At 37.8% G+C, this 21,877-nt stretch carries 23 protein-coding genes and 2 tRNA genes; 3 read left to right on the forward strand and 22 right to left on the reverse strand.

What is annotated here, in order from left to right; translation table 11 throughout:
• Positions 1-133: 133 nt before the first annotated feature.
• The 9 genes from NC797_RS05260 to NC797_RS05300 form a co-directional block, all read right to left on the reverse strand.
• Positions 134-1,126, reverse strand: a complete 993-nt coding sequence (locus NC797_RS05260) for a tetratricopeptide repeat protein (protein WP_272435697.1) — start codon at positions 1,124-1,126, stop codon at positions 134-136.
• 126 nt (positions 1,127-1,252) lie between these two features.
• Positions 1,253-1,326, reverse strand: a tRNA-Arg gene (locus NC797_RS05265).
• Between the two features lie 44 nt (positions 1,327-1,370).
• Positions 1,371-1,444, reverse strand: a tRNA-Gly gene (locus NC797_RS05270).
• 288 nt (positions 1,445-1,732) lie between these two features.
• Entirely contained in the window at positions 1,733-2,251 is a 519-nt protein-coding gene (locus NC797_RS05275) for a metallophosphoesterase (RefSeq protein ID WP_272435698.1), read from the reverse strand.
• 195 nt (positions 2,252-2,446) lie between these two features.
• The gene (locus tag NC797_RS05280) at positions 2,447-3,040 is read right to left on the reverse strand and encodes an XTP/dITP diphosphatase (protein WP_272435700.1); all 594 of its coding nucleotides are present in this window, start codon (positions 3,038-3,040) and stop codon (positions 2,447-2,449) included.
• A complete protein-coding gene (gene rph, locus NC797_RS05285) occupies positions 3,037-3,819 on the reverse strand; it encodes a ribonuclease PH (RefSeq protein WP_272435702.1) in 783 nt (260 codons plus the stop codon). The genes NC797_RS05280 and rph overlap by 4 nt, the downstream gene beginning before the upstream one ends.
• 246 nt (positions 3,820-4,065) lie before the next feature.
• The gene (locus NC797_RS05290) at positions 4,066-5,184 is read right to left on the reverse strand and encodes a GerMN domain-containing protein (RefSeq protein ID WP_272435703.1); all 1,119 of its coding nucleotides are present in this window, start codon (positions 5,182-5,184) and stop codon (positions 4,066-4,068) included.
• Positions 5,185-5,485: 301 nt separating this feature from the next.
• Positions 5,486-6,304, reverse strand: a complete 819-nt coding sequence (gene racE / locus NC797_RS05295) for a glutamate racemase (protein ID WP_272435704.1) — start codon at positions 6,302-6,304, stop codon at positions 5,486-5,488.
• A 21-nt stretch (positions 6,305-6,325) separates the two neighbouring features.
• The gene (locus NC797_RS05300) at positions 6,326-6,763 is read right to left on the reverse strand and encodes a MarR family winged helix-turn-helix transcriptional regulator (protein WP_272435705.1); all 438 of its coding nucleotides are present in this window, start codon (positions 6,761-6,763) and stop codon (positions 6,326-6,328) included.
• 204 nt (positions 6,764-6,967) lie between these two features.
• On the opposite strand from NC797_RS05300, the gene NC797_RS05305 reads away from it, so the two are divergent.
• A complete protein-coding gene (locus NC797_RS05305) occupies positions 6,968-7,192 on the forward strand; it encodes a helix-turn-helix domain-containing protein (RefSeq protein ID WP_269412049.1) in 225 nt (74 codons plus the stop codon).
• A gap of 101 nt (positions 7,193-7,293) precedes the next feature.
• Here the strand turns inward: NC797_RS05305 and NC797_RS05310 are convergent, their stop codons facing one another.
• The 4 genes from NC797_RS05310 to NC797_RS05325 all read right to left on the reverse strand — a co-directional run bounded on the left by NC797_RS05310 (position 7,294) and on the right by NC797_RS05325 (position 11,025).
• Positions 7,294-7,737 carry an acyl-CoA thioesterase gene (locus NC797_RS05310; protein ID WP_272435706.1) on the reverse strand — a complete coding sequence of 148 codons (444 nt, stop codon included), beginning with the start codon at positions 7,735-7,737 and terminating at the stop codon, positions 7,294-7,296.
• A gap of 88 nt (positions 7,738-7,825) precedes the next feature.
• On the reverse strand, positions 7,826-8,587 hold the full coding sequence (gene sdhB, locus NC797_RS05315; protein WP_272435708.1) for a succinate dehydrogenase iron-sulfur subunit: 762 nt from the start codon (positions 8,585-8,587) through the stop codon (positions 7,826-7,828).
• A gap of 2 nt (positions 8,588-8,589) precedes the next feature.
• Complete coding sequence (gene sdhA, locus NC797_RS05320) at positions 8,590-10,350, reverse strand: succinate dehydrogenase flavoprotein subunit (protein ID WP_272435709.1); 1,761 nt, start codon at positions 10,348-10,350, stop codon at positions 8,590-8,592.
• Between the two features lie 54 nt (positions 10,351-10,404).
• Entirely contained in the window at positions 10,405-11,025 is a 621-nt protein-coding gene (locus NC797_RS05325; protein WP_272435710.1) for a succinate dehydrogenase cytochrome b558 subunit, read from the reverse strand.
• 261 nt (positions 11,026-11,286) lie between these two features.
• Here NC797_RS05325 and NC797_RS05330 point away from each other — a divergent pair, with 261 nt between their 5' ends.
• On the forward strand, positions 11,287-11,724 hold the full coding sequence (locus NC797_RS05330; protein ID WP_272435711.1) for a YslB family protein: 438 nt from the start codon (positions 11,287-11,289) through the stop codon (positions 11,722-11,724).
• A gap of 53 nt (positions 11,725-11,777) precedes the next feature.
• Here the strand turns inward: NC797_RS05330 and uvrC are convergent, their stop codons facing one another.
• The 3 genes from uvrC to NC797_RS05345 all read right to left on the reverse strand — a co-directional run bounded on the left by uvrC (position 11,778) and on the right by NC797_RS05345 (position 15,355).
• Positions 11,778-13,556 carry an excinuclease ABC subunit UvrC gene (gene uvrC, locus NC797_RS05335; RefSeq protein WP_272435712.1) on the reverse strand — a complete coding sequence of 593 codons (1,779 nt, stop codon included), beginning with the start codon at positions 13,554-13,556 and terminating at the stop codon, positions 11,778-11,780.
• Positions 13,557-13,674: 118 nt separating this feature from the next.
• Positions 13,675-13,989 (reverse strand): thioredoxin, encoded by a 315-nt coding sequence (trxA, locus tag NC797_RS05340; RefSeq protein ID WP_272435713.1) that lies wholly within the window; start codon positions 13,987-13,989, stop codon positions 13,675-13,677.
• A 184-nt stretch (positions 13,990-14,173) separates the two neighbouring features.
• Positions 14,174-15,355 carry a permease gene (locus NC797_RS05345; RefSeq protein ID WP_272435714.1) on the reverse strand — a complete coding sequence of 394 codons (1,182 nt, stop codon included), beginning with the start codon at positions 15,353-15,355 and terminating at the stop codon, positions 14,174-14,176.
• A 434-nt stretch (positions 15,356-15,789) separates the two neighbouring features.
• Here NC797_RS05345 and NC797_RS05350 point away from each other — a divergent pair, with 434 nt between their 5' ends.
• Entirely contained in the window at positions 15,790-15,954 is a 165-nt protein-coding gene (locus NC797_RS05350; RefSeq protein ID WP_272435715.1) for a hypothetical protein, read from the forward strand.
• Between the two features lie 137 nt (positions 15,955-16,091).
• Here the strand turns inward: NC797_RS05350 and NC797_RS05355 are convergent, their stop codons facing one another.
• The 6 genes from NC797_RS05355 to NC797_RS05380 form a co-directional block, all read right to left on the reverse strand.
• The gene (locus tag NC797_RS05355; protein WP_272435716.1) at positions 16,092-17,072 is read right to left on the reverse strand and encodes an electron transfer flavoprotein subunit alpha/FixB family protein; all 981 of its coding nucleotides are present in this window, start codon (positions 17,070-17,072) and stop codon (positions 16,092-16,094) included.
• 39 nt (positions 17,073-17,111) lie between these two features.
• Entirely contained in the window at positions 17,112-17,885 is a 774-nt protein-coding gene (locus NC797_RS05360; RefSeq protein ID WP_272435717.1) for an electron transfer flavoprotein subunit beta/FixA family protein, read from the reverse strand.
• A gap of 17 nt (positions 17,886-17,902) precedes the next feature.
• On the reverse strand, positions 17,903-18,676 hold the full coding sequence (locus NC797_RS05365; protein WP_272435718.1) for an enoyl-CoA hydratase: 774 nt from the start codon (positions 18,674-18,676) through the stop codon (positions 17,903-17,905).
• Between the two features lie 40 nt (positions 18,677-18,716).
• Positions 18,717-19,310, reverse strand: coding sequence for a TetR/AcrR family transcriptional regulator (locus NC797_RS05370; protein ID WP_272435719.1), 594 nt, complete (start codon positions 19,308-19,310; stop codon positions 18,717-18,719).
• 133 nt (positions 19,311-19,443) lie between these two features.
• On the reverse strand, positions 19,444-21,135 hold the full coding sequence (locus tag NC797_RS05375; RefSeq protein WP_272435720.1) for a long-chain-fatty-acid--CoA ligase: 1,692 nt from the start codon (positions 21,133-21,135) through the stop codon (positions 19,444-19,446).
• 258 nt (positions 21,136-21,393) lie between these two features.
• Positions 21,394-21,801 (reverse strand): DUF350 domain-containing protein, encoded by a 408-nt coding sequence (locus tag NC797_RS05380; protein ID WP_272435722.1) that lies wholly within the window; start codon positions 21,799-21,801, stop codon positions 21,394-21,396.
• Positions 21,802-21,877 lie beyond the last annotated feature (76 nt).

The raw sequence follows: 21,877 nt of genomic DNA on the forward strand, positions 1-21,877 counted from the left end.
TATTTTGACGTACATTCGTTATTTAATAGAACATACAAGCGAACTAGATTTACAACCACCTTATTATAACATAATCGTTAGTCCTTTCAACAATTTACGATGTGTATATATCTTCAGTCAATTTTTTTGCAATCTAGTCTTCTAAAATTAGAAAATATTCTTTTTCTAATGCCACGATTTCTTCCATGTAGACCTTCACTTTTTGTGAATCTAGTTGTGATCGTACTATAGGTGTCGTTTCCATATGTAAATACATACTACCTAACTGGTTTAATGCTTGAGCAACGATCGGAAGGTGCTCATCTTCTGGAGTAAAGGGATACAGAACATACAAATAGCGGTTAAGTAGCTGCTGCATCAAGTCAAAAAGTGTTGGGTTTTTTTGTTCTACATTGCTTAATAAAAAGAATAGTTGTTTAACGGTATTATGGTTCGATAGATCCGTTAGTTGGATTGGTTTGACAATCTTTTGTCGATTTAGTTTCTCTATCTTTATATTCTCACTGACTTCTTTTTCAACAAACCATTGAAGAATTGCTGTTTTCACCACTGGATGAACGTCCTTCTCTATTAATAGAACTTTTAGTTTTTCTACTGGTGGCAACACTTCTAATTTTCTACATTTCGTTACTAAACGCCATTGTTCTTTTGGTTTATTTGCTTCAATTGCATCTAGTAGCTCTTGGATATAAACCGTTGTTTTTTCCGCTTGTTGTTCGTGTTTCAAATTATTCGTTATTTCATAAAGCTGCCAAAATTGTCCTCTCACTGGCTCAGGGATTTGTTCATTCTTAAACGTTTCCTCTAATTTATCTGATAGTTCTTCGTATTGGCTCGTTTGAAACAACAAAGTGAAATAAATATGTAGATACTCAAAATAGTGTTGATCTTTATGTAATAGAAGTTCCTGACACAAATTTTCTGCTTCACTGTAATTACCCAATTCCATCAAACAAATAATTTTTCCAGTTAAAATTTCGGATGTTTTCACATCATAGGAAAGCAGTAGATCTAGCTTCCTTAATGCATCTTCATACCTTTTTTCCTTGAGAGCCAGTAAACTTTCCTCTTTGAGCGATTTTTTTAATCCTGGGAAGATGACGATATTATTATTGTTCTGTTGCATAGGCACCCTTCCTGACTAATATAGAAGAACCTTATTCTATTTATATTCTATTCATTGTATCAAAAAACAGGAAAAAGAAACATTAAAAAACGCCAAATCTATTGAGGATTTGACGTTTTTGTTTAGCGTCCCAGGCAGGATTCGAACCTGCGACCCACAGCTTAGAAGGCTGTTGCTCTATCCTGCTGAGCTACTGGGACATAAAGTACATTATGTAATTCAAACATTACATTGTTTTTTTGTATGGAGCGGGTGAAGGGAATCGAACCCTCGACATCAGCTTGGAAGGCTGAGGTTTTACCACTAAACTACACCCGCATTAGATTAGCAAACACTAGCGTACGTTCTTTATAAGTCCCTGTTCCTGTATCCTCTAGCTTATTCAGGGGTGTCTATGCTTCGGAACAACTCGTAGATCATTCGGTGGAAGCATTGCTCGTCACTAAACTACACCCGCACAAGATTAGTAAATTCTATTCTTCAAACAGACAAGTTTTATTATAATTACTTTAATCACACTTGTCAATACCGTCCATGCAAAAAAATTGTTCATCTAAAGAATCACCCGTTTAATATAACACAATGAACGGGTGACTTTAAAAATAATTATTCGAATGTTGTTTGAAATGATAACTCTTCTACAGATTCACCGTTGGTCGTAAAGTAATCAACTGTAAATGTATGAGAATCACTCCAAGAGGCGATTGCATATGTTTTTTCTTTTCGTCCTCTAGGTAACCGAACACTTCCCGGGTTAATGAAAATACAATCTTTGATACGTTCAGTTCCTGCTGCATGTGTATGACCATAACATACAATGGCCGCACCCAATTGTTCAGCACGATCATACAGCGACATCAAGGTTGTTTTTACATTATGTAGATGTCCATGCGTCACTAAAAATCGACGGTCGTTCATGTTAAAAACGATTTCATTCTTAAAGGCAGGGTCAAAATCACAGTTACCAGCTACAACATGAAAGCCATAAAGCGCATCACTATCATTATCTAACTCTGAATCTCCACAATGAATCATTCCATCTACCTCGTTCACATGTCGCTCACGAATTCGATTTATGTCATCTGTAAGACCATGACTATCACTCATTATTAAAACCTTTGACACTGTTTGTCCTCCTTTAGGTTTTTTAAAACATCCTTTTTAGAGGTTATTCAAAAAGTCACCAAATGATAAGCTGCGCATCTCTTCGTTGGCTTGTTTTTCCGGTGCTCATGTAGGTTATGTCTACACTGCGCTCCTCAAAACTACGCCGCCTCGACCTGCTTGCTTCTAATTCGGCGACTTTTTGAACATGTACTTTTAGGTTCGTCTTAACCAGTCTTCCAGCTGGGACAATGCATTTCTTCTATGACTAATCGCATTTTTTTCATCTGCGCTAAGTTGTGCCATTGTTCTATTATATTCATTTGGGATAAAGATAGGGTCATACCCAAAACCGTGCTTTCCTGTAGGGTGTAATCCTATTTTCCCTTCACATGTCCCTCTCTTGGTAAACGTTGATTTACCTGGTTGTGCGACAGCGATTACACAAACAAACCTTGCCATTCGATTTTCGTCAGGAACACCAGTTAATTCAGTTAACACCTTATCTAAATTAGCTCTATCATTCTTACTTGTTCCCGCATATCGAGCAGAATAAACTCCAGGCCGACCCTCTAGTGCACGGATTTCTAATCCAGAATCATCTGCAATAACTGGTATATTTAATACAGCAGAAATTGTTTCTGCTTTTAGGGCGGCATTTTGTTCAAAAGTTGTTCCTGTTTCTTCAACATCAGGGATATCTTCCTCCATATCAAGAAGTGATATTACATCCACACCATATTTAAGGAACAGTTGTTTAAACTCTTTTACTTTCCCTTCATTTTTTGTGGCAATCATGATTTTTTTCATAATGTTTCACCACGGTTATTGTTGTTATATTTTTGAATATTCTTGTCAATTAATGGTGCCCATTTTCCAATTACATCTTTTTGGAGATCTATTATTTCTTTTATTCCTTCATTAGCGAGATCAAGCATTTTTTGGAGTTGGGGGAATGAAAAGGTAGCCTCTTCGCCTGTTCCTTGAATTTCAACAAACTCACCATTTCCAGTCATCACAATATTCATATCAACACGAGCCTTAGAATCTTCTTCATATGCTAGGTCTAAAATTTCTGTTCCATCAGGAAGAACCCCAACAGACGTTGCAGCAAGATAATCCTTAATCGGCATCTCTTTTAGATTTTTAGTGTCCATTAATTTTCCAAAAGCCAATGTCATTGCAACAAATGCACCTGTAATGGAAGCAGTTCTTGTACCTCCATCAGCTTGGATCACATCACAATCGATCCATACAGTACGTTCACCAAATTTATCAAGATCCACAACTGCCCGAAGTGCCCTACCAATCAATCGTTGAATTTCCATTGTTCTCCCAGATACTTTACCTTTAGAAGACTCTCTAATATTTCGTTGGTCTGTTGCCCGCGGTAGCATTGCATATTCAGCAGTTATCCAGCCTTTACCCGATCCACGCATAAAAGGGGGGACACGATCTTCTATACTTGCATTACAAATCACTTTGGTTCCTCCTACCGTTATGAGGACTGACCCCTCTGGATGCATGATATACCCAGTTTCCATATGTATAGACCTTAATTGATTCGTTTTTCGTTCATCTTTTCTCATTTCTTTCAAATGTCCTCCTTTAATTGCGTGTTGAACAGATTCTTCATTTCCCAATTATCGTAACACATTTTCAACCATAGTTAGAAACTATCCATTTATTATATGGTCATTAGTCAAATTTTCATACCCAGTATCAATACCTTATTTCGATTTCTAAATCAAAATTATCTGTAACAGTAAAAAAACCTGGCTATGCAGCCAAGTTTTTTTACTACTTTTTTTGTTAAATTCTACCTACTTAAACCTTTACATCTCACCTGTTGGTACAAATGTATCTCTAGTCACTGGCTCAGAATATGCTTCTCCATTTTCATTATAAACTTGATCTATGTTTTCAACCTTTACATCTACTGCTTCTACTCCTGGCTGATCTGTAAGAGTTAAGACCAATGTTTTCATTACTTTGTCAGAAATCGAAGCCTTATCCACATTATTTAACACAGCCTCATTAAACGTTAATGCTACTACACCATCCTTATATGTTGGCTCTTGTGATAATGATGTACCTGAATTAAACACATTTAGCAAATTCAACTCAAATGAAGGCCCATCAACAAGTGCTTGTACAATCGATTGATACATATCTCCTTCTGCCTTCACGTGTTGAGTGATTGGAACGTTGTAGAATGTATCATTTTGTTGTGCTGGATAGTAAAGCGTAACTGCTTCACTATCCATTAGATCAACCGTATCTTTTTCATAAATATTTATCCCATTTGCTCTAGAATATCCTTTCCCAATTGGTGTACCATTAACAGGCATTTCGGTTTGGTCATATCCGTTTATTCGAAGTTGTATTTTTTCTACATTTTCAAACTGGGTAAGTGTATATGTCATAGACTCTAGAATTTTGCGTTCATTTTCTGGTTGGTACTCCTTGAATTCTTTAGAAACGTCTACAATCAAAGAACCATCCTCTTTTAAATTTAAGCCAAGTATCTGTGTTCCTGCCGGTAATACGGCTGAGAAGCCATTTGGCAACAATTCTGTTACTGGCCCATCTTTAATTAAATATTCCAATACTTGAGAAGCAACTGCCTTTGATTCATCCTTAGGTAACGCTATCGTTTGAGGTACAACCATACCGTTTGAATCTAATAAGTAAAGTTGTCTTTCAACTGTTTCATTCGTTCCATTTTCTTCGCCATTCTGTTTATCTGCTGACGATTCAGACGATTCATCACCAGCTCCAGCACCCTCACTCACATCTTCCACATCTTCTACATAATTAGCCTCTTTTGTTGCATCCGCATCTTTAGGAGGATCCATCTCAGTTAAAGATTGCTCTCCTTTGAATACACAGCCTGTTAAAACAATTAACAAGCCTATTATTAAAAAACTGCCCAATAATGCCCGTTTCTTCATGCTATTCCCTCCTACGATGGTTTGTACTATTATATATACGAGCTTATAAAAAATTTAGACCATCGAATCCATTTTTTTAAGGAAATATTATAAGTGCGTTCAAAAAATTTACAAAGCGAACTCGTTTCAGCAAGCTGAAACATCGGGGAATCAGATGGAGTCTCGACTCCATCTGATTGGAAATTCCCACCTACGCTTCGCTTAGAGGTGGGGGTCTAAAACCCTAAAACCATTTAAAGATTAAAAATTCCCATCGGTACGATAAACAAGAAAGAGCACGCCACTTTGGGAGGCGTGCTCTTTAACGTCTTGCTGTTTGTTGCCCAATTGAAACTGTGTGGATCATTGCATTAGGCTGATTTAACCATGTTTGAGCTATTTCTTTGAAAACATGTAAATGACCTGTTGTAAAAAATTCGTGCTTAGCTTTCCGATCTCCATGATATAGTTTTTTATGATAACCTAAAATTGTACTAACTTCACGAGCCGTTTCTTCTCCCGATGAAATAATAGATATATGATCTCCCATTACTTTTTGTATAGTATCACGAAGTAGTGGATAATGCGTACACCCAAGAATTAGAGTATCTATATGATTATGCTTTTTCATTGGCTCAAGTGTTTCCGATACTACCTGTAAAGCCTTTTCACCAAGAAGGATTCCCTGCTCAACCATTGGCACGAAGCTAGGACAAGCCAAATCGTTAACACGAATAGTAGAATTAATGCCTTTCAATGCATTCGGATATGCCCTACTAGAAATGGTACCCTCTGTCCCAATTACACCGATACAATTATTGACACTCACCTTAATAGCCGCTCTAGCGCCTGGTTGGATGACGCCGATTACGGGAATGTCTAAGTTCTGCTGTAACTGTTGAAGCGTAAAAGCTGTTGCTGTATTACATGCAACAACGAGCATTTTAATATTTTTTTCAATTAAAAAGTCTACCATTTCCCAAGTAAACTGAATAACCTCTTCTTTTGATCTCGGACCATATGGGCATCTTAATGTATCTCCAATGTAAATTAATCGTTCCTTTGGTAATTGCCGCATAAGCTCGCTGGCGACCGTTAGCCCACCAACTCCAGAATCTATAACACCAATCGGTTGATCCACTATAATCCCCTCTTCATGTTGTTATTTATTATCTACGTTTTGCATTTGTTCGTGAAGCAGACTTAAAATTTGATTTAATGTATCAACTTGATCCGCCGATACATTTTTCAATACGTCACCAAGGTAGACCTGTCTCTTATGGATCACCTCATGTATAATGTCTTTCCCTTTATCGAGAAGGTGGATTCTTACTACACGCTTGTCTTTTGCATCTCGAATTCGTTCCACTATATTATTTTTTTCCATTCGATCAACCAAATCGGTAGTCGTACTAAAAGCCAAATGTATTTTGTTTGAGAGTTCTCCAATGGTCAAGTCACCTTCGTCTAGTAACCACTGAAGGGCGACAAATTGAGGCGCTGTTATTGGATAGTGATGTAGTATTTCTCTACCTTTTTGCTTAATAATTCCAGCAATAAGCCTTAATTTCTTTTCAATGTCAGCAATGGTAGATGGCATGTTGAATTATCCCTCCAAAATTCATATAACCTTATTTTCAAGGTTTTTATACGAAAATTCAACTATTAATTTTAATAGGATGGATCGTGAAGCCTACATTACTTATAAACACGCACGTAATACGCACTGTTACATATTATAACATTGACTAAATAAATACCCTTCAGTAATTGCAGCTCTAAGACAGCAAGGAGGGGTTAGCTTTTGAAGGATAATGACTACAAGCCGAAGCAATTATTAACGAAACGTGAAAAGGAAGTATTTGAACTCTTAGTACAGGACAAAACAACGAAAGAAATCGCCCAGGAATTGTTTATATCAGAAAAAACGGTGCGAAACCACATATCAAATGCTATGCAAAAACTTGGAGTTAAGGGGCGCTCGCAGGCTGTAGTAGAGCTCCTTCGTATGGGGGAACTAAAGCTCTAAAAAAAAAACCGACTTTCCTAGGAGAGTCGGTTTTTACCGTAGCAAAGAGCTCAGAAAAGTAAGGATAATCTGTTATCTTCTGTACAGCCTGGCTAATCAAGCTATCCGAACAAGGTCTTTTTTACCTCATCGCTAAATGGGGTAGGCTTTCCAGTCTTCTGATTAATTTGAACTAAGCGACCCCTGCCAGTTAAACATACTTCATCGTCTTGATTTATTGCCATGTAATGCATGTCTAACGATGTATTTCCGATTTGATTTACTTTAACATAAAGCTTAATTTGATCATTAAAAAACATTTGTTTGTGATAATCACACTGAAGGTCAGCGGCAATTGGAATGGTATCATTTTCTTTTGAAAGATCACCGAACAAACCAATTTTTTTCAAATACTCAATTCTTGCTTCTTCAAAATAAATGAATGGTGACACGTTATTAACGTGGCCAAACATATCTGTTTCAGAAAATCTGATATTAATAGGTATGTAGAATTCAAACGCATTGCGCCACTGTTCAAAGTCATTAATATAACTTATTGATTTCATATAAGAATCCCCCTTATTGTGAACATTAGTTAAATCGAAGAAACCCTTACCAATATTGGTAAGGGTTTCTCTTCACATAATCGAATTATTAGAGACGGTCACTACCAAAGAAGGCTTTAAAAGATTGAATATTTGTTTCACGGTTCATGGATGCGATCGAAGTGGTAATCGGAATTCCTTTTGGGCAAACCTGAACACAGTTTTGTGAATTTCCACAGCCTTCGATTCCACCTTCACCCATTATTGTTTCCGTACGTTCACCTTTATTCATCTCTCCTGTAGGGTGAGCGTTTTTGAGTCGAACCTGTGGAAAAATAAATGGACCCATGAAATCGGATTTGTCATTTACATTTGGACAAGCCTCAAGACACACTCCACATGTCATGCACTTAGATAGTTCATATGCCCATTGACGCTTTTTTTCGGCCATTCTTGGTCCTGGACCAAGATCGTGGGTTCCATCAATTGGGATCCAAGATTTTGTCTTTTTAAGTGCTTCGAACATTTGGCTTCTGTCAACAGCTAAATCCCGTACTATTGGAAAAGTTTTCATAGGTGCTAAGCGAATTGGTTGTTCTAACTTATCAACCAATGTGGAACATGCTTGACGCGCCTCACCATTTATTACCATCGAACAGGCACCACATACCTCTTCTAAACATCCCATTTCCCAGAATACAGGTGTCGTATTCTGGTTGTCTTTATTTACTGGATTTTTGCGAATCTCCATTAAAGCTGAAATAACGTTCATATTCTTTCGGTAAGGCACATTAAATGTTTCATCGTATGGAGCAGAATCTGGGGTATCCTGCCTTTGAATGATTAGCGTAAGTGTTGATTGCTCAGCCATTCTTATTTACCCCCTTTACTTTTACTATAGTCACGTTTTCTAGGCTTAATAAGTGAAATATCAACATCTTCATATGTGAACTCAGGGGCATTATTTGTTTTGTTATATTGAGCTTTCGTTGTTTTGAGCCATTCTTCATCGTTACGATCAGGAAACTCTGGTTTATAATGAGCACCACGACTTTCATTGCGATTTAAAGCACCGATCGTAATAACACGAGCTAATTGAAGCATATTTTGTAATTGTCGAGTAAACATTACCCCTTGATTACTCCACCGAGAAGTATCATTAATATTGATATTCTCCCAACGCTCCATTAGTTCTTTAATTTTTTCATCTGTTTGCTTCAGTTTTTTATTATCACGGACAACCGTAACATTATCTGTCATCCATTCCCCAAGCTCTTTATGGATTTGATAAGCATTTTCAGTACCCTTCATGCCCATTAGTTGTTCAAATTTATCTTTCTCTTCCTTTAATTTCTCATCAAAAAATGCACTAGATACATCTTCAGCTGTTTTATCTAAGCCTTCCACATATTTAATTGCATTTGGTCCTGCTACCATTCCGCCGTAAATCGAGGAAAGTAGCGAATTTGCACCTAGACGGTTTCCACCATGCTGGCTATAGTCACATTCTCCCGCTGCAAAAATTCCTGGGATATTTGTCATTTGCTCAAAGTCAACCCAAAGTCCACCCATGGAATAGTGAACAGCAGGGAAAATTTTCATTGGAACTTTACGTGGATCTTCACCAACAAATTTTTCGTAAATCTCAATAATTCCACCAAGCTTTACATCCAATTCTTTTGGATCTTTGTGAGAAAGGTCTAAGTAAACCATATTCTCACCATTCACACCTAGCTTCTGATTTACACAGACATCAAAAATTTCCCTTGTAGCGATATCTCGAGGTACAAGGTTTCCATATGCAGGATACTTTTCCTCTAAGAAATACCAAGGTTCTCCATCCTTATATGTCCAAACTCGTCCACCTTCACCACGTGCAGATTCACTCATAAGGCGTAATTTATCATCACCAGGAATTGCCGTTGGGTGGATTTGAATAAACTCACCATTCGCGTAATATGCACCTTGCAAATAAAGTGCAGCTGCGGCGGATCCTGTATTAATTACAGAATTTGTAGATTTACCAAATATAATACCAGGTCCCCCTGTAGCCAGTATAACAGCATCGGCTTTTAACAGTTGGATTTCATGTGATTGAATGTTTTGTGTAATAATACCGCGACCAATGCCTTCTTCATCAATAACAGCAGAAAGAAATTCCCAACCCTCATATTTCGTAACAAGTCCTTCTGCCTCAAAGCGCCTTACTTGTTCATCTAGTGCATATAATAGTTGTTGTCCAGTTGTTGCCCCAGCATATGCTGTTCGATGGTGTTGCGTTCCACCAAAACGACGAAAGTCCAATAATCCTTCAGGCGTACGGTTGAACATTACGCCCATGCGATCCAGCATATGTATAATTCCTGGTGCTGCATCACACATCGCTTTAACAGGAGGTTGATTTGCCAAAAAGTCTCCACCATATACAGTGTCATCAAAGTGTTCCCAAGGAGAATCCCCTTCACCCTTCGTATTAACAGCACCGTTAATACCACCTTGCGCACAAACAGAGTGAGAACGCTTTACAGGAACAATAGAGAGCAGATCAACATGAACACCTGCTTCCGCTGCTTTGATAGTCGCCATAAGCCCGGCAAGACCGCCACCTACAACAACAATATTGCGATTACTCATAGTTTTGCTCACTCTCCTCATTAGCTATTAAAACCTTTATTTACTTACACTTATTTAAGAACCTGATGCGAATTGGAAAAGCACCCTTACACCCATATAAGAAACCGCTACGAAAACGATTAACGTCACATATGTGGCTATTACCTGTGAGCGTGGAGTGATCGTGATTCCCCAAGAAACGAGGAAACTCCATAAACCATTTGCAAAATGAAAAGTAGTGGATAAGACTCCAATCAAATAGAACCAGAAAATAAACGGTTCAGAAAGGATCGTCTCCATTAAGCTATAATCTAATTCTGCCCTACCCAGTCCAATTGCAATTCTTGTTTCCCAAACGTGCCATGCAATAAAAATGAGCGTAATAACTCCTGTGATTCTTTGCAAATAGAACATCCAATTGCGGAAGAAACCATATCTCTTCACGTTGTTCTTTGACACGAACACAATATATACGCCTAAAATCGCATGAAACAAAATAGGAAGAAAAATAACGAAAATTTCCAAAAAGTAACGAAATGGAAGATTTGCCATAAATTCCGCTGCCCTGTTAAAGTTTTCTCTTCCATATACAGAGAAATAGTTAACGGTTAAGTGTTGAATCAAAAAGACCCCAATTGGAACTACCCCTAATAATGAATGAAGCCTTCGATAATAGAACTCACGTTGTCCTGCCATGTTTACCCCCCTCAACATATGTCATTGTTGTAATTCGTACAAATTCCCTGTCCGTAAAAGCGCTTTACTCAAAATGAATCAACTAGAAATTGCGTAGTTGGAAATTGTACAATTTTGTAACATGTTTATTGTACTTCTCTGAACTTGGAGCGTCAAGAAAACAAGTCGCGAAATATCAATTGTTTTGTATATAGATCATAAGACTACTTGCTTCTCCTAGCAATTCAAGAGATAATATTTAGGAAAGGATGGTATTTGTTTATGGAAAGAAAAATCGAAAAACTAGAAGAAAACATCGTCCATCAACTCCATACAGCTGGTGCTGGTTATGATATTCTTCGCCATATTAGTTTGCCTGATCTGTTAGGAAAAGATGCATCTACAATCCTTTATACAATGGGGAAAAATTTAGCTAGAAGATTACAATATACCCAGTTAGAGGATGTCCAAGCGTTTTTCAAACAAGCGGGTTGGGGAACCTTGACACAAGTTAAGGAAAAAAGACGCGAAACAATCTTTGAACTTACGGGAGACGCGTTAAGCAGACAGTTGCGATTACAAGTAGGAACTGAATATCGATTTGAGGCTGGTTTTTTGGCAGAATCGTTTCAAACCATTAAAGATATTGCTTGTGAGTGTATGGATGAAAGTAAACCAAAAAAACAATCTGTCCAGTTTAGTGTCATTTATACGAAATGAATAAGAAACTCTTATCGTGAAACGATAAGAGTTTCTTATTTCCAAGTGCATGTTCAAGGATTTGAATTCAACTGTGCTAAAATGGTTTCGGCTGTTGGAGTGGGGATGCCTAGCTTCTTTATGTCCTCTACAGAAGCGTTTTTAATTTCTGAGATCGACTTAAAATGGCGTAACAAAATCCTTCGACGTTTTTCTCCTACTCCAGGAATGGTATCTAACTCTGATTTAAAAGCACTTTTCCCTCTAAGCTGTCTATGAAAAGAAATCGCAAATCGATGCACCTCATCCTGAATGCGTTGGATTAGGTAAAAAGTCTGAGATTGTCGATCAAGCGAAACGATTTGTGGAGGTTCTCCATACAAAAGTTCACTTGTGCGATGCTTGTCATCTTTGGCTAATCCACATAAAGGGATATCAAGGCCTAGCTCATTTTCAAGGATGTCCTTGGCCGCAGACATTTGGCCTTTCGCTCCATCAATTACAATCAAATCTGGTAATGGAAGGTTGTCCTTTAAAACTTTGGAATATCTTCTTCTTACTACCTCGCGCATTGTTTCATAGTCATCTGGTCCGCTTACATCTCTTATTTTATATTTTCGATATTCTTTTTTATTTGGCCGTCCGTCAATGAATACAACCATTGCCGAAACAGGATCTGTTCCTTGAATATTTGAATTATCAAATGCCTCAATCCGATGCGGGGTTTCAATGTTCAGCTTTTCCCCTAACCCCTCCACCGCTTTGATCGTGCGCTCTTCATCACGCTCAATCAAGGAGAATTTTTCTTCTAGCGCTATTTTAGCGTTTTTCGTTGCTAACTTTACCAATTCTTTTTTTCGGCCTCTGTGTGGAATGTGTACATCAACTTCTAATAATTCTTGGATTAATTTGTTGTCTGTTGCGACAGGAACTAAGATCTGGCGAGGCCTTGGATGATTTTGATGTAAATAGAATCTCCCAATATAACTATGAAACGTTTCTTGTGGTTCATCAAAAAAAGGGAAAACAGAAACGTCTCGTTCGATAAGTTTTCCTTGTCTTATAAAAAACACTTGTACACACATCCACCCTTTATCAAATGCATAACCAAATATATCCCGATCGACTTCATCGTTAAGTGTCATTTTTTGTTGTTCCATTACAGACTCAATGTGCTGGATTTGATCACGAAGTTCTTTGGCACGCTCAAAATCCAAACCTTCTGATGCTTGGTACATTTTTTGCTTTATGTCTTTCTTTATTTCCTTGTGTCCACCGTTTAAAAAAGAAGTAATGCTTTGGACTATTTCTTTATTTGTTTCCTGGCTAACTGGATAGACACACGGTCCAAGGCACTGATTCATGTGATAGTATAAGCAAACGCGATCTGGGAGTTTATTGCATTTTCTTAAAGGAAATAAGCGGTCTAATAATTTTTTGGTTTCTCTAGCCGCTATTACATTTGGGTAAGGACCGAAATACTTACCTTTATCCTTTTTCACTTTTCTTGTTACAATCAGTCTAGGGTGCTCCTCAGCAGTAATTTTTAAATATGGATAGGTTTTGTCATCCTTAAGCAATACATTATATTTGGGATCATATTTTTTAATGAGGTTCATTTCTAAAATGAGTGCCTCTATTTCAGAGGAGGTCACAATATATTCAAATTGAACAATTTCTTGGACGAGACGTTGCGTTTTCTGATCATGTGCACCTGTAAAGTAGGAACGTACTCTGTTTTTTAGCACTTTGGATTTACCGACATATATGATCGTATTATTTTTATCTTTCATTAAATAACAACCTGGTTGATCAGGAAGAACCGCGAGTTTTTCCTTTATTTTGTCATTCACGATTTCCACCTCTACGTTTTTGTGTGTTGTCTAGATACGATTTATTATAACAAATCATCCCCTGTTACGAATAGTAACAAGGGATGAGAATGATTGAATATTTACTTTCAGTGCGTTTTTAAGAGTGTTTGCTGATTAATTCTTCCAATGCTTCTTTCGGTTGGAAACCGACTACTTGATCAACTACTTCTCCATCTTTAAAGAGAAGCAATGTTGGAATGCTCATTACACCAAATTTACCAGCTGTTTCTTGGTTTTCATCAACGTCTAGCTTTACTATTTTAACTTTATCGTTCATCTCTCCATCAATTTCTTCTAAAACGGGCGCAATCATTTTACATGGTCCACACCAAGGTGCCCAAAAGTCTGCTAATACTACTCCTTCACCAGTCTCTGCTTTAAAATTTTGATCCGTTGCGTGAACAATTGCCATTCGAATTTCCTCCTCGTAAATCTCTATTTTATAAAGTATAGCATCTTAAGCTGCTCCATGCATATTAGTTTGCTTATCTCCACTGTATTAGGTATATGTTAATCCAGATAAAAAAGTGCTGTCCTGAACTGCGGGGAAGAAACAAGTTGTATTAAAATTGCGTAAATACACTATTTCTAATAATTTACATTAAACTTATTAACAAACCTACTGCTAAATAACCTAAACATGCATATGTTACGATTGTCTTGAATTTTGAATCACCTTCCATGTTCATCATCATCATTGAATGCGATGTTGATTGTTTGAATTTTTTATTTAGATATAAGGCAAACCAAGCTAGAAAGGCAAATACAATGTTCAACCAAAATGTGTAATTAATTTGAAATGGACTTTCCTCCATAATTTGTTTCGCTGATTCTGGTAGAAAACCAACCGAAGTAAAAGCGTAGTTTATTCCCAATGCGGTAATGAGAATAGAGACATAAAAAACCGCTGCGATATAAAGCGCTGTTTTCATACCGTAATATTTTTTATGGACGGCGACGATTGGTGGAACGATTAAGTCGGAATAAATAAATGCCATTATTCCCGCGAAAGCGACGCCACTTGATGCCAATATCGTAGCGATTGGAATGTTACCCAAGGAACCAATAAACGTTAGCATAGCGACTAATGGCCCTACGGCGGCATTTTCCAATACTTTGAAAAAACCATCTGCTTGATCGACTAAAAAGAAGGCTTTCCACGTGTTTGCACTAACAAAAGTGGCCATTATTCCTGCCAAAGTAAAACCAATCGTAATTTCCTTCCAGACCATTTGCCAATTCATCACAAATTCATGTCCAACTTGGAGCCAGCCTTCCTTCGTTTTTATCTTCTTTTTCCAATCAAAGTTGTCCTCCATTTCATTATCTTCTACATTTTCTCTCGCTTCTTCTACTAATTTTTTCGGGTAAGTTAATTTGACTAGTAACCAGGTTACAAAGATTAATGCAATACCTCCAATTATTTCTGCCACCACAAATTGCCAACCTAAAAAAATATAAATCAGAATGCCTAACTCAACAACTAAATTGGTCGAAGCAAATAAAAATGCTAAGGTCGGAACAAAATGTGCCCCTTTTTTAAAAAGACTCTTCCCTGCTGCTAAGGCTGCAAAAGAGCACGAGGAGCTAATTGCCCCAAAAAGTGTTGACAATCCTACTGACTTTAACTTGGCATTACCCATATATTTGACCATTTTATCTTTCGGCACAAAAGCCTGTATCATCGAACTAATAAAATAACCTACCACAAAGGCCCAACCCGCCTTCCAAAAGAAACCTAGAGAAGTGATAGCTGAATTCCCCATTTGTTCTAGCATTGCTGACTACTCTCCTTTATTTTTACTAATGCTATATCTAATACCACTATATTAAAATGGTTAAACCTACAAAATTGGTTGCTTCGAATGACTAGGGGTATTAAAAACCCTCGATATTAGCAATTGCTGGCATTCAGGACTGAAGCTACAATCGATGAGATTTAGGTGGACATTGAGCCCCCGTCGAACACCTACTCATTTTTTCAATGGTATTAGGTTCCTTTCGACTAGTATGAAGAACATATAGTCCCGATTTGGATCCTCATGGTGAATTTTTTGGTACTCTCGCATTGCATCTGGAGAATTAGAAAACTTCTTCAAGGGAGCAATTTCTTCTAAAATCCGTTTAAAGTGAAATTCGCTCAAATACTCTGGACATACCATGCGTTCTTTTGTAAATAATAAGATTGTTAAACAATAAAGGAGGACTTGTAATGCAACAAGATAAAAAAGATAAAGAGAATTTGGGTTCTATTATGAAACCAGAATTTGCGGGAACTGATGCACAGAAAGTAAAACAAGAAATTCAAAAAGATGTCAACGAAGGACAAGGTGCAATGACTTCCCGAGAGGCAGGAGCAATGCATGAAATCCAATAATCCTTGGTGGATAAGGGAAAAGAAGAGACCAAATCATATGCGACTTGGTCTGATAATTAGTATGCTATTTCGTATGTTTCTCCACAGAAACGGAACTACTTAGTCTTAAACGGTACTCTTTTCTTGAACAACCTCTTTTAAGCGTTTACTTTTAATTGTTTGATTTCTTCCGTAAGCTTTGGCACGACTTCAAATAAATCACCAACAATTCCGTAATCGGCAACGTTAAAGATGTTTGCCTCAGGATCTTTGTTAATTGCAACAATTACCTTGGAATTGGACATTCCCGCCAAATGCTGAATCGCACCAGAAATTCCACACGCAATATATAGATCAGGTGTTACCACTTTTCCGGTTTGACCTATTTGTAATGAATAGTCACAATAGTCCGCATCACACGCACCACGGGAAGCACCGACAGCGCCTCCAAGTACTTTTGCCAGTTCATTTAATGGGTCAAAGCCTTCTTTACTTTTCACACCTCGACCACCAGCAATAATCACTTTCGCTTCGGATAAATCCACACCTTCTGATGTTTTACGGATAATATCCTTGATCACTGTCCTTAAATCCTTGATTGTCACATCTTTTGAGGACACTTCTCCAGTACGATTTTCATTTTTATCAAGCGGTGTAATATTATTCGGTCGAATCGTTGCAAAGATAACGCCATCCGAGATGATTTTTTTCTCAAACGCTTTTCCTGAGTAGATTGGCCTTGTAAATACTACGTTGTCACCAGTTACTTCAATATCTGTAACATCAGAGATTAAACCTGATTCAAGCTTGCTTGCAAGCTTCGGTGTTAAGTCTTTACCTATTGCAGTGTGACCCATGATGATTGCCTCTGGATTTTCTTCTTCTATTACTTCCATTACAGCTTGGGCAAACCCTTCTGAAGTATACGTTTTCAACTGTTCATTGACAATAGTGATCACTCGATCTGCACCATATTGGATCATTGTATTTCCACTTTCATTTAGGTCTTTATCCCCAATGATTAAGCCAACTATTTCACCATCGTTACTTATCTTCTGGGCTGCTGCAATCGCCTCAAATGTTACATTTCGAAGTGACGCATCCTTTATTTCCCCGATCACTAATACTTTTCTAGACATGTTACTTCTCCTTTCCCAGCTACTGCTATTTTAGTATTGTCAAATGACTTTCGATTCTTTGTTCAACAACGAAACCAACTCTTTTACCTGATCATCCAATTCGCCTTCTAGTACTCTTCCAGCTTCTTTTTCGGGAGGTAAGAATACATCAATTGTTTTGGTTTTCGGTTCTACATCTTCCTCTTCTAAATCAAGGTCATCTAACTCGAGCTCCTCTAATGGCTTTTTCTTTGCTTTCATAATTCCAGGCAAGGATGGGTACCGTGGCTCATTTAATCCTTGTTGACAGGTCACCAAGAGAGGTAGAGTCGTCTCTACTTTTTCTATATCACCCTCCACATCACGTTCTATCTCAACGGTTTCTCCTTTTATTTGCAAATCGGTAATTGTTGTTACATAAGGAATGTTTAATCGTTCAGCAAGACGCGGACCTACTTGCCCACTTGCCTGATCAATCGCTACATTACCAGCTAAAATCAGATCCACATCTTTGTCGTCAAAGAATGCCTCCAAAATTTTGACGGTTGTGAATTGATCTGTTTCTTCCACATCTTCTTCAATATTTATGAGTACAGCTTTGTCTGCACCCATAGCAAGGGCGGTTCGAAGTTGCTTTTCAGAGTCCTCATTTCCTACTGTTACGACGGTTACTTCACCACCGTGCTCTTCGCGTTGCTTAATTGCTTCTTCCATTGCATATTCATCATAAGGGTTAATGATGAACTCAGCACCATCATCCTCAATTTTTCCATTGTTAACGGCAATCTTTTCCTCCGTATCAAACGTTTTTTTCATTAGTACATAGATATTCATCTTTCTTCCTCCCTTGTTTAAATATCCTTTAAATTAGGTTTCCGCTTGTCGATAAAAGCTTGGATTCCCTCTTTTGCACCCTTTGACCCAAAAATTTTGCCGAATGCCTCCGCCTCTTTTTCTACACCTATTTGGAACTGGGCTGACTTCGCATATGGAATTAGTTCCATAACATGGCGAATGGACGGACCGCTTTTTTCTGTTATTTTTTGTGCTAAAAGTTGTGTAGTAGCGGCTAGTTCATCTTCACTGGTAGCGGTATTGGCCAATCCCCAATCAGCAGCTTGTTTTCCAGTAATTGGTTCCCCTAATAAAATCATTTCGTAGGCCTTTGCGGTACCAACATACTGCGGAAGACGCTGGGTGCCAGCAAATCCCGGTATGATTCCTAGCGTTAGTTCAGGCAACCCTAGTTTGGCCGTTTCAGTTACGATACGTATATGACAGGCCATGGCTAACTCTAATCCACCACCCAATGCCGCCCCATGAATAGAAGCAATAATTGGAATGTGGAAATTTTCTACTCGATTAAAAAGATCTTGTCCTTTTTTTGCCAAGGATTGATAATCTGATGATTGTTGTAGTGTTGTAAATTCTTTAATATCAGCCCCAGCTGAAAAAAACTTTCCCTCCCCTTTTAATACAATAGCTTTTATGGATGGATCCTTTTCAATTTGATCCAAAATATCGGAAAGCCCTTGCATAATAGTACTAGACAGCGCATTGGCTGGTGGACTATTTAGCGTAATCGTAGCAACATGGTTGCTCATTTCATAGTTTAATGCATTCAAATTAATTCCTCCTCGTATATAAAAATGCCATTATCCTACTCTATGGGTGAGTATTGCCAGATAGACCGAAAACAAGTAGCTCATGTACTTCTTTCGATTGTTTCATAAGGTCGTATTTTTGTTCTTTCATGACCCAGTTTGTAACAGTCTCGTCTAATGTTCCAAAAATCATTTGTCGAACGAGTCGAAGGTCTAAATCAGAACGAAACGTGCCATCCTGTTGCCCTTCTTCCACAATATCGTCAATAATGGCTAAGTATCCTTTTAATACATCGTTTATTTTGAGCCGCAAATCTTTGTTCGATTGTCTTAATTCTAGCTGAGTAACAATTGCTAGCTGGTGATCTGCCGCTAGCTGTTTAAAATGCATCGAAATCATACTAAGGAGCTTATCTTTTGCATTTTGTTTTGAGGCAATTTCATGTTCAATTTTCTCGGTGAATTGTCCCATTTTTTGCTGGAATAAAGAAATCAGGATGTCTTCCTTGTTTTTGAAATAGAGATAGATCGTGCCATCTGCTACTCCTGCTTTTTTTGCTATTTTAGAAACTTGGGATGCATGATAGCCGTTTTCTGCAATGACCTGAACAGCGGCATCTATGATCGAATTGTATTTTGGTTTATTATTTTTCATGACAAAGCTCCTGACCAGTTAATGAAATGAATGAATAATCATTCATGTATCATCTACATTTTACAACTTGAATGTAAGTCTGTCAATTCCACATGAGCTTGTCTTTTTTTTGCATATAAAAGAGCCAAGTGGCTCATATCGTTTGTTCCTTCTTCTGCTTCTCTCTTTCTTCATCGACTAACTTCCTTCTTAAAATTTTACCAACTGTGGTTTTAGGTAATTCGGTACGGAATTCATACATTTTTGGTACCTTGTATGCAGCTAAATATTTTCTACAAAAATTGTCCAAGTCCGTTTCCGTTAATTCATATCCATCCTTGAGAACAACATATGCCTTAACCGTTTCTCCTCGATAAGGATCTGGTATGCCTGCCACAACGGCTTCTTGAATGCCCTCATGTTCATATAATACTTCTTCTACTTCTCTAGGGTAAATATTGTATCCGCCAGCAATAATCATATCTTTTTTACGATCAACAACAAAGAAATAGCCTTCCTCATTCATGTAGCCGAGATCTCCCGTTAATAACCAATCATCCTTTAAGACCTTTGCCGTTTCTTCCCCATTGTTCCAGTACCCCTTCATTACTTGTGGGCCTTTCACCACTATTTCTCCAACTTCTCCAAGTGCAGCTTCCTCGTTTGTATCTGTTTTCATTATTTTGGCATCTGTGTCTGGCCATGGTATGCCAATACTGCCGTTAACCCGCTTCGACCATAACAAATTTGAGTGGGTGACAGGTGAAGACTCTGTTAATCCGTACCCTTCCACCAAACGACCATTCGTTATTCGTTCAAACTGCTCCTGCACTTCAACAGGTAGCGGAGCTGAGCCACTCATACACGCTTCTATTGATGACAGGTCGTATTTACCTAAATCTGGATGGTTAAGTAAACCAATATAGATGGTCGGCGCACCAGGAAACAAAGTTGGTCGCTGCTTTTCGATTGTCTTCAATACGTCATCTACATCAAATTTTGGCAATAAAATCATCTTTCCACCAATCAATATTGAAAAGTTCATTACGACAGTCATTCCATAAACGTGGAAAAATGGGAGAACACCAAGCACAATTTCCTGTGAATCTTTCATTTTATATAACCATGCCTTAGACATCTGTACGTTGGAAACAAGGTTATAATGCGTTAGCATAACACCTTTTGGATGTCCTGTCGTTCCACCAGTATATTGTAACAAGGCTAAATCCTCTTTTGGATCAATATCTGGTTCGTTAACGATCGAATCACTCTTTGCCATTACGGTAGACCACAGATGCGTGTCATTCGATTGAACCGGCTTTACTACTTTGCTCTGCTGCTTTTTTTGGATAAAAGGATAGATCAAATTTTTCGGAAATGGTAAAAAGTCCTTTATTCCCGTCACGATCACATGGTCTATTTCCGTACCCTCTTTTACAGACGTTACAATAGGTAACAACAAATCCAAGCAAACAATCACTTTAGCACCTGAATCCTTCAACTGGTACTCTAGTTCTCTTTCTTTATATAATGGGTTTGTTTGAACAATGATACAACCAACCATAAGAGATCCGTAATAACTGATGACTGATTGAGGCGAATTCGGGAGCATAATCGCTACACGATCCCCTTTTTTCAAGCCGAGCTCTTGAAGGTAGCTCGCAAATTTTTTTGCTTGAGCATACAGTTCCTCATACGTTAATTCTTTACCTAAAAAATAAAGCGCTTTCTTTTTCGGATAACTTAAAGCACTCTCCTTCAAAAAAGCATGGAGCGGCTTTTCATCGTAGTTCAAACTAGGGGGTATCTCATGCGGGTAATGCGAATGCCACAATTTTTCGTCCATTCAAAAACCTCCCTTTTATCTTCCTATTCTTATTATACCGATATAGGAAGGTCTTTGAAATAGCATTTTGCAATTTATTCTTATTTGCAGCGATATATTGTGCATCTAGGCTATCCACATTCCCACTTAACCTGAAACGACTAAGTAAATAATTCCTACAATTAGAAATAATGCGGCTACTACTCCTAAGATTTTTGCCAACGTTTCCATCCTATACTCGCTCCCCTTGTCTTTAAGTGCGTGTTCAAAAAATCACTTTTAACTAATGCTTGCTCCAATAACAAATGACAATCCAATAGAAATCACCATTGAAATAAATCCTACTGCTCGGTTATCATTCGCGATTTCGTCATCAATTTTATAGGTAGGGGTTAGAAACTCAAAAATAAAATAACCTAATAATAATAGAATAAAGCCAAATAACCCCCAACTAATGCTTTGTATTAGTGTGTCATTTTGTTCAATGGAATAACGAAAGATGTTCGCGATCCCAAATATTTTACCGCCCGTTGCCATTGCGACGGAAAAATTCCCTTTTTTAATCTCTTCCCAATTTTTGTACGTTGTCACGAGTTCAAAGATAGCCAAAAATAAAATTAAGCACAGAATCGCTACACTATATCTAGCAGCGGTTGCTACAAATATATTGTCCCAAAAACCATTCACAAGAACACCTACCCTTTATTTTCTATGAGTTATGCTCACGCAAGATGTCAGCCTCCACCGTTCATCCTCAACTACC

Source organism: Terrihalobacillus insolitus (genome assembly GCF_028416575.1).
Lineage (GTDB): Bacteria > Bacillota > Bacilli > Bacillales > Amphibacillaceae > Terrihalobacillus > Terrihalobacillus insolitus.

Excerpts from the sequence above, each read along its gene's own strand:
- NC797_RS05310 (WP_272435706.1), bottom strand. The coding sequence starts at position 7,737 with ATGAAATCAATAAGTTATATTAATGACTTTGAACAGTGGCGCAATGCG.
- NC797_RS05370 (WP_272435719.1), bottom strand. The coding sequence starts at position 19,310 with ATGAAAAATAATAAACCAAAATACAATTCGATCATAGATGCCGCTGTT.
- NC797_RS05375 (WP_272435720.1), bottom strand. The coding sequence starts at position 21,135 with ATGGACGAAAAATTGTGGCATTCGCATTACCCGCATGAGATACCCCCT.
- NC797_RS05350 (WP_272435715.1), top strand. The coding sequence starts at position 15,790 with ATGCAACAAGATAAAAAAGATAAAGAGAATTTGGGTTCTATTATGAAA.
- trxA (WP_272435713.1), bottom strand. The coding sequence starts at position 13,989 with ATGGCAATTGTTCACGCAACGGATCAAAATTTTAAAGCAGAGACTGGT.
- rph (WP_272435702.1), bottom strand. The coding sequence starts at position 3,819 with ATGAGAAAAGATGAACGAAAAACGAATCAATTAAGGTCTATACATATG.
- NC797_RS05345 (WP_272435714.1), bottom strand. The coding sequence starts at position 15,355 with ATGCTAGAACAAATGGGGAATTCAGCTATCACTTCTCTAGGTTTCTTT.
- NC797_RS05300 (WP_272435705.1), bottom strand. The coding sequence starts at position 6,763 with ATGCCATCTACCATTGCTGACATTGAAAAGAAATTAAGGCTTATTGCT.
- NC797_RS05290 (WP_272435703.1), bottom strand. The coding sequence starts at position 5,184 with ATGAAGAAACGGGCATTATTGGGCAGTTTTTTAATAATAGGCTTGTTA.
- sdhA (WP_272435709.1), bottom strand. The coding sequence starts at position 10,350 with ATGAGTAATCGCAATATTGTTGTTGTAGGTGGCGGTCTTGCCGGGCTT.
- NC797_RS05360 (WP_272435717.1), bottom strand. The coding sequence starts at position 17,885 with ATGAATATCTATGTACTAATGAAAAAAACGTTTGATACGGAGGAAAAG.
- NC797_RS05330 (WP_272435711.1), top strand. The coding sequence starts at position 11,287 with ATGGAAAGAAAAATCGAAAAACTAGAAGAAAACATCGTCCATCAACTC.
- NC797_RS05325 (WP_272435710.1), bottom strand. The coding sequence starts at position 11,025 with ATGGCAGGACAACGTGAGTTCTATTATCGAAGGCTTCATTCATTATTA.
- NC797_RS05280 (WP_272435700.1), bottom strand. The coding sequence starts at position 3,040 with ATGAAAAAAATCATGATTGCCACAAAAAATGAAGGGAAAGTAAAAGAG.
- sdhB (WP_272435708.1), bottom strand. The coding sequence starts at position 8,587 with ATGGCTGAGCAATCAACACTTACGCTAATCATTCAAAGGCAGGATACC.
- NC797_RS05260 (WP_272435697.1), bottom strand. The coding sequence starts at position 1,126 with ATGCAACAGAACAATAATAATATCGTCATCTTCCCAGGATTAAAAAAA.
- NC797_RS05355 (WP_272435716.1), bottom strand. The coding sequence starts at position 17,072 with ATGTCTAGAAAAGTATTAGTGATCGGGGAAATAAAGGATGCGTCACTT.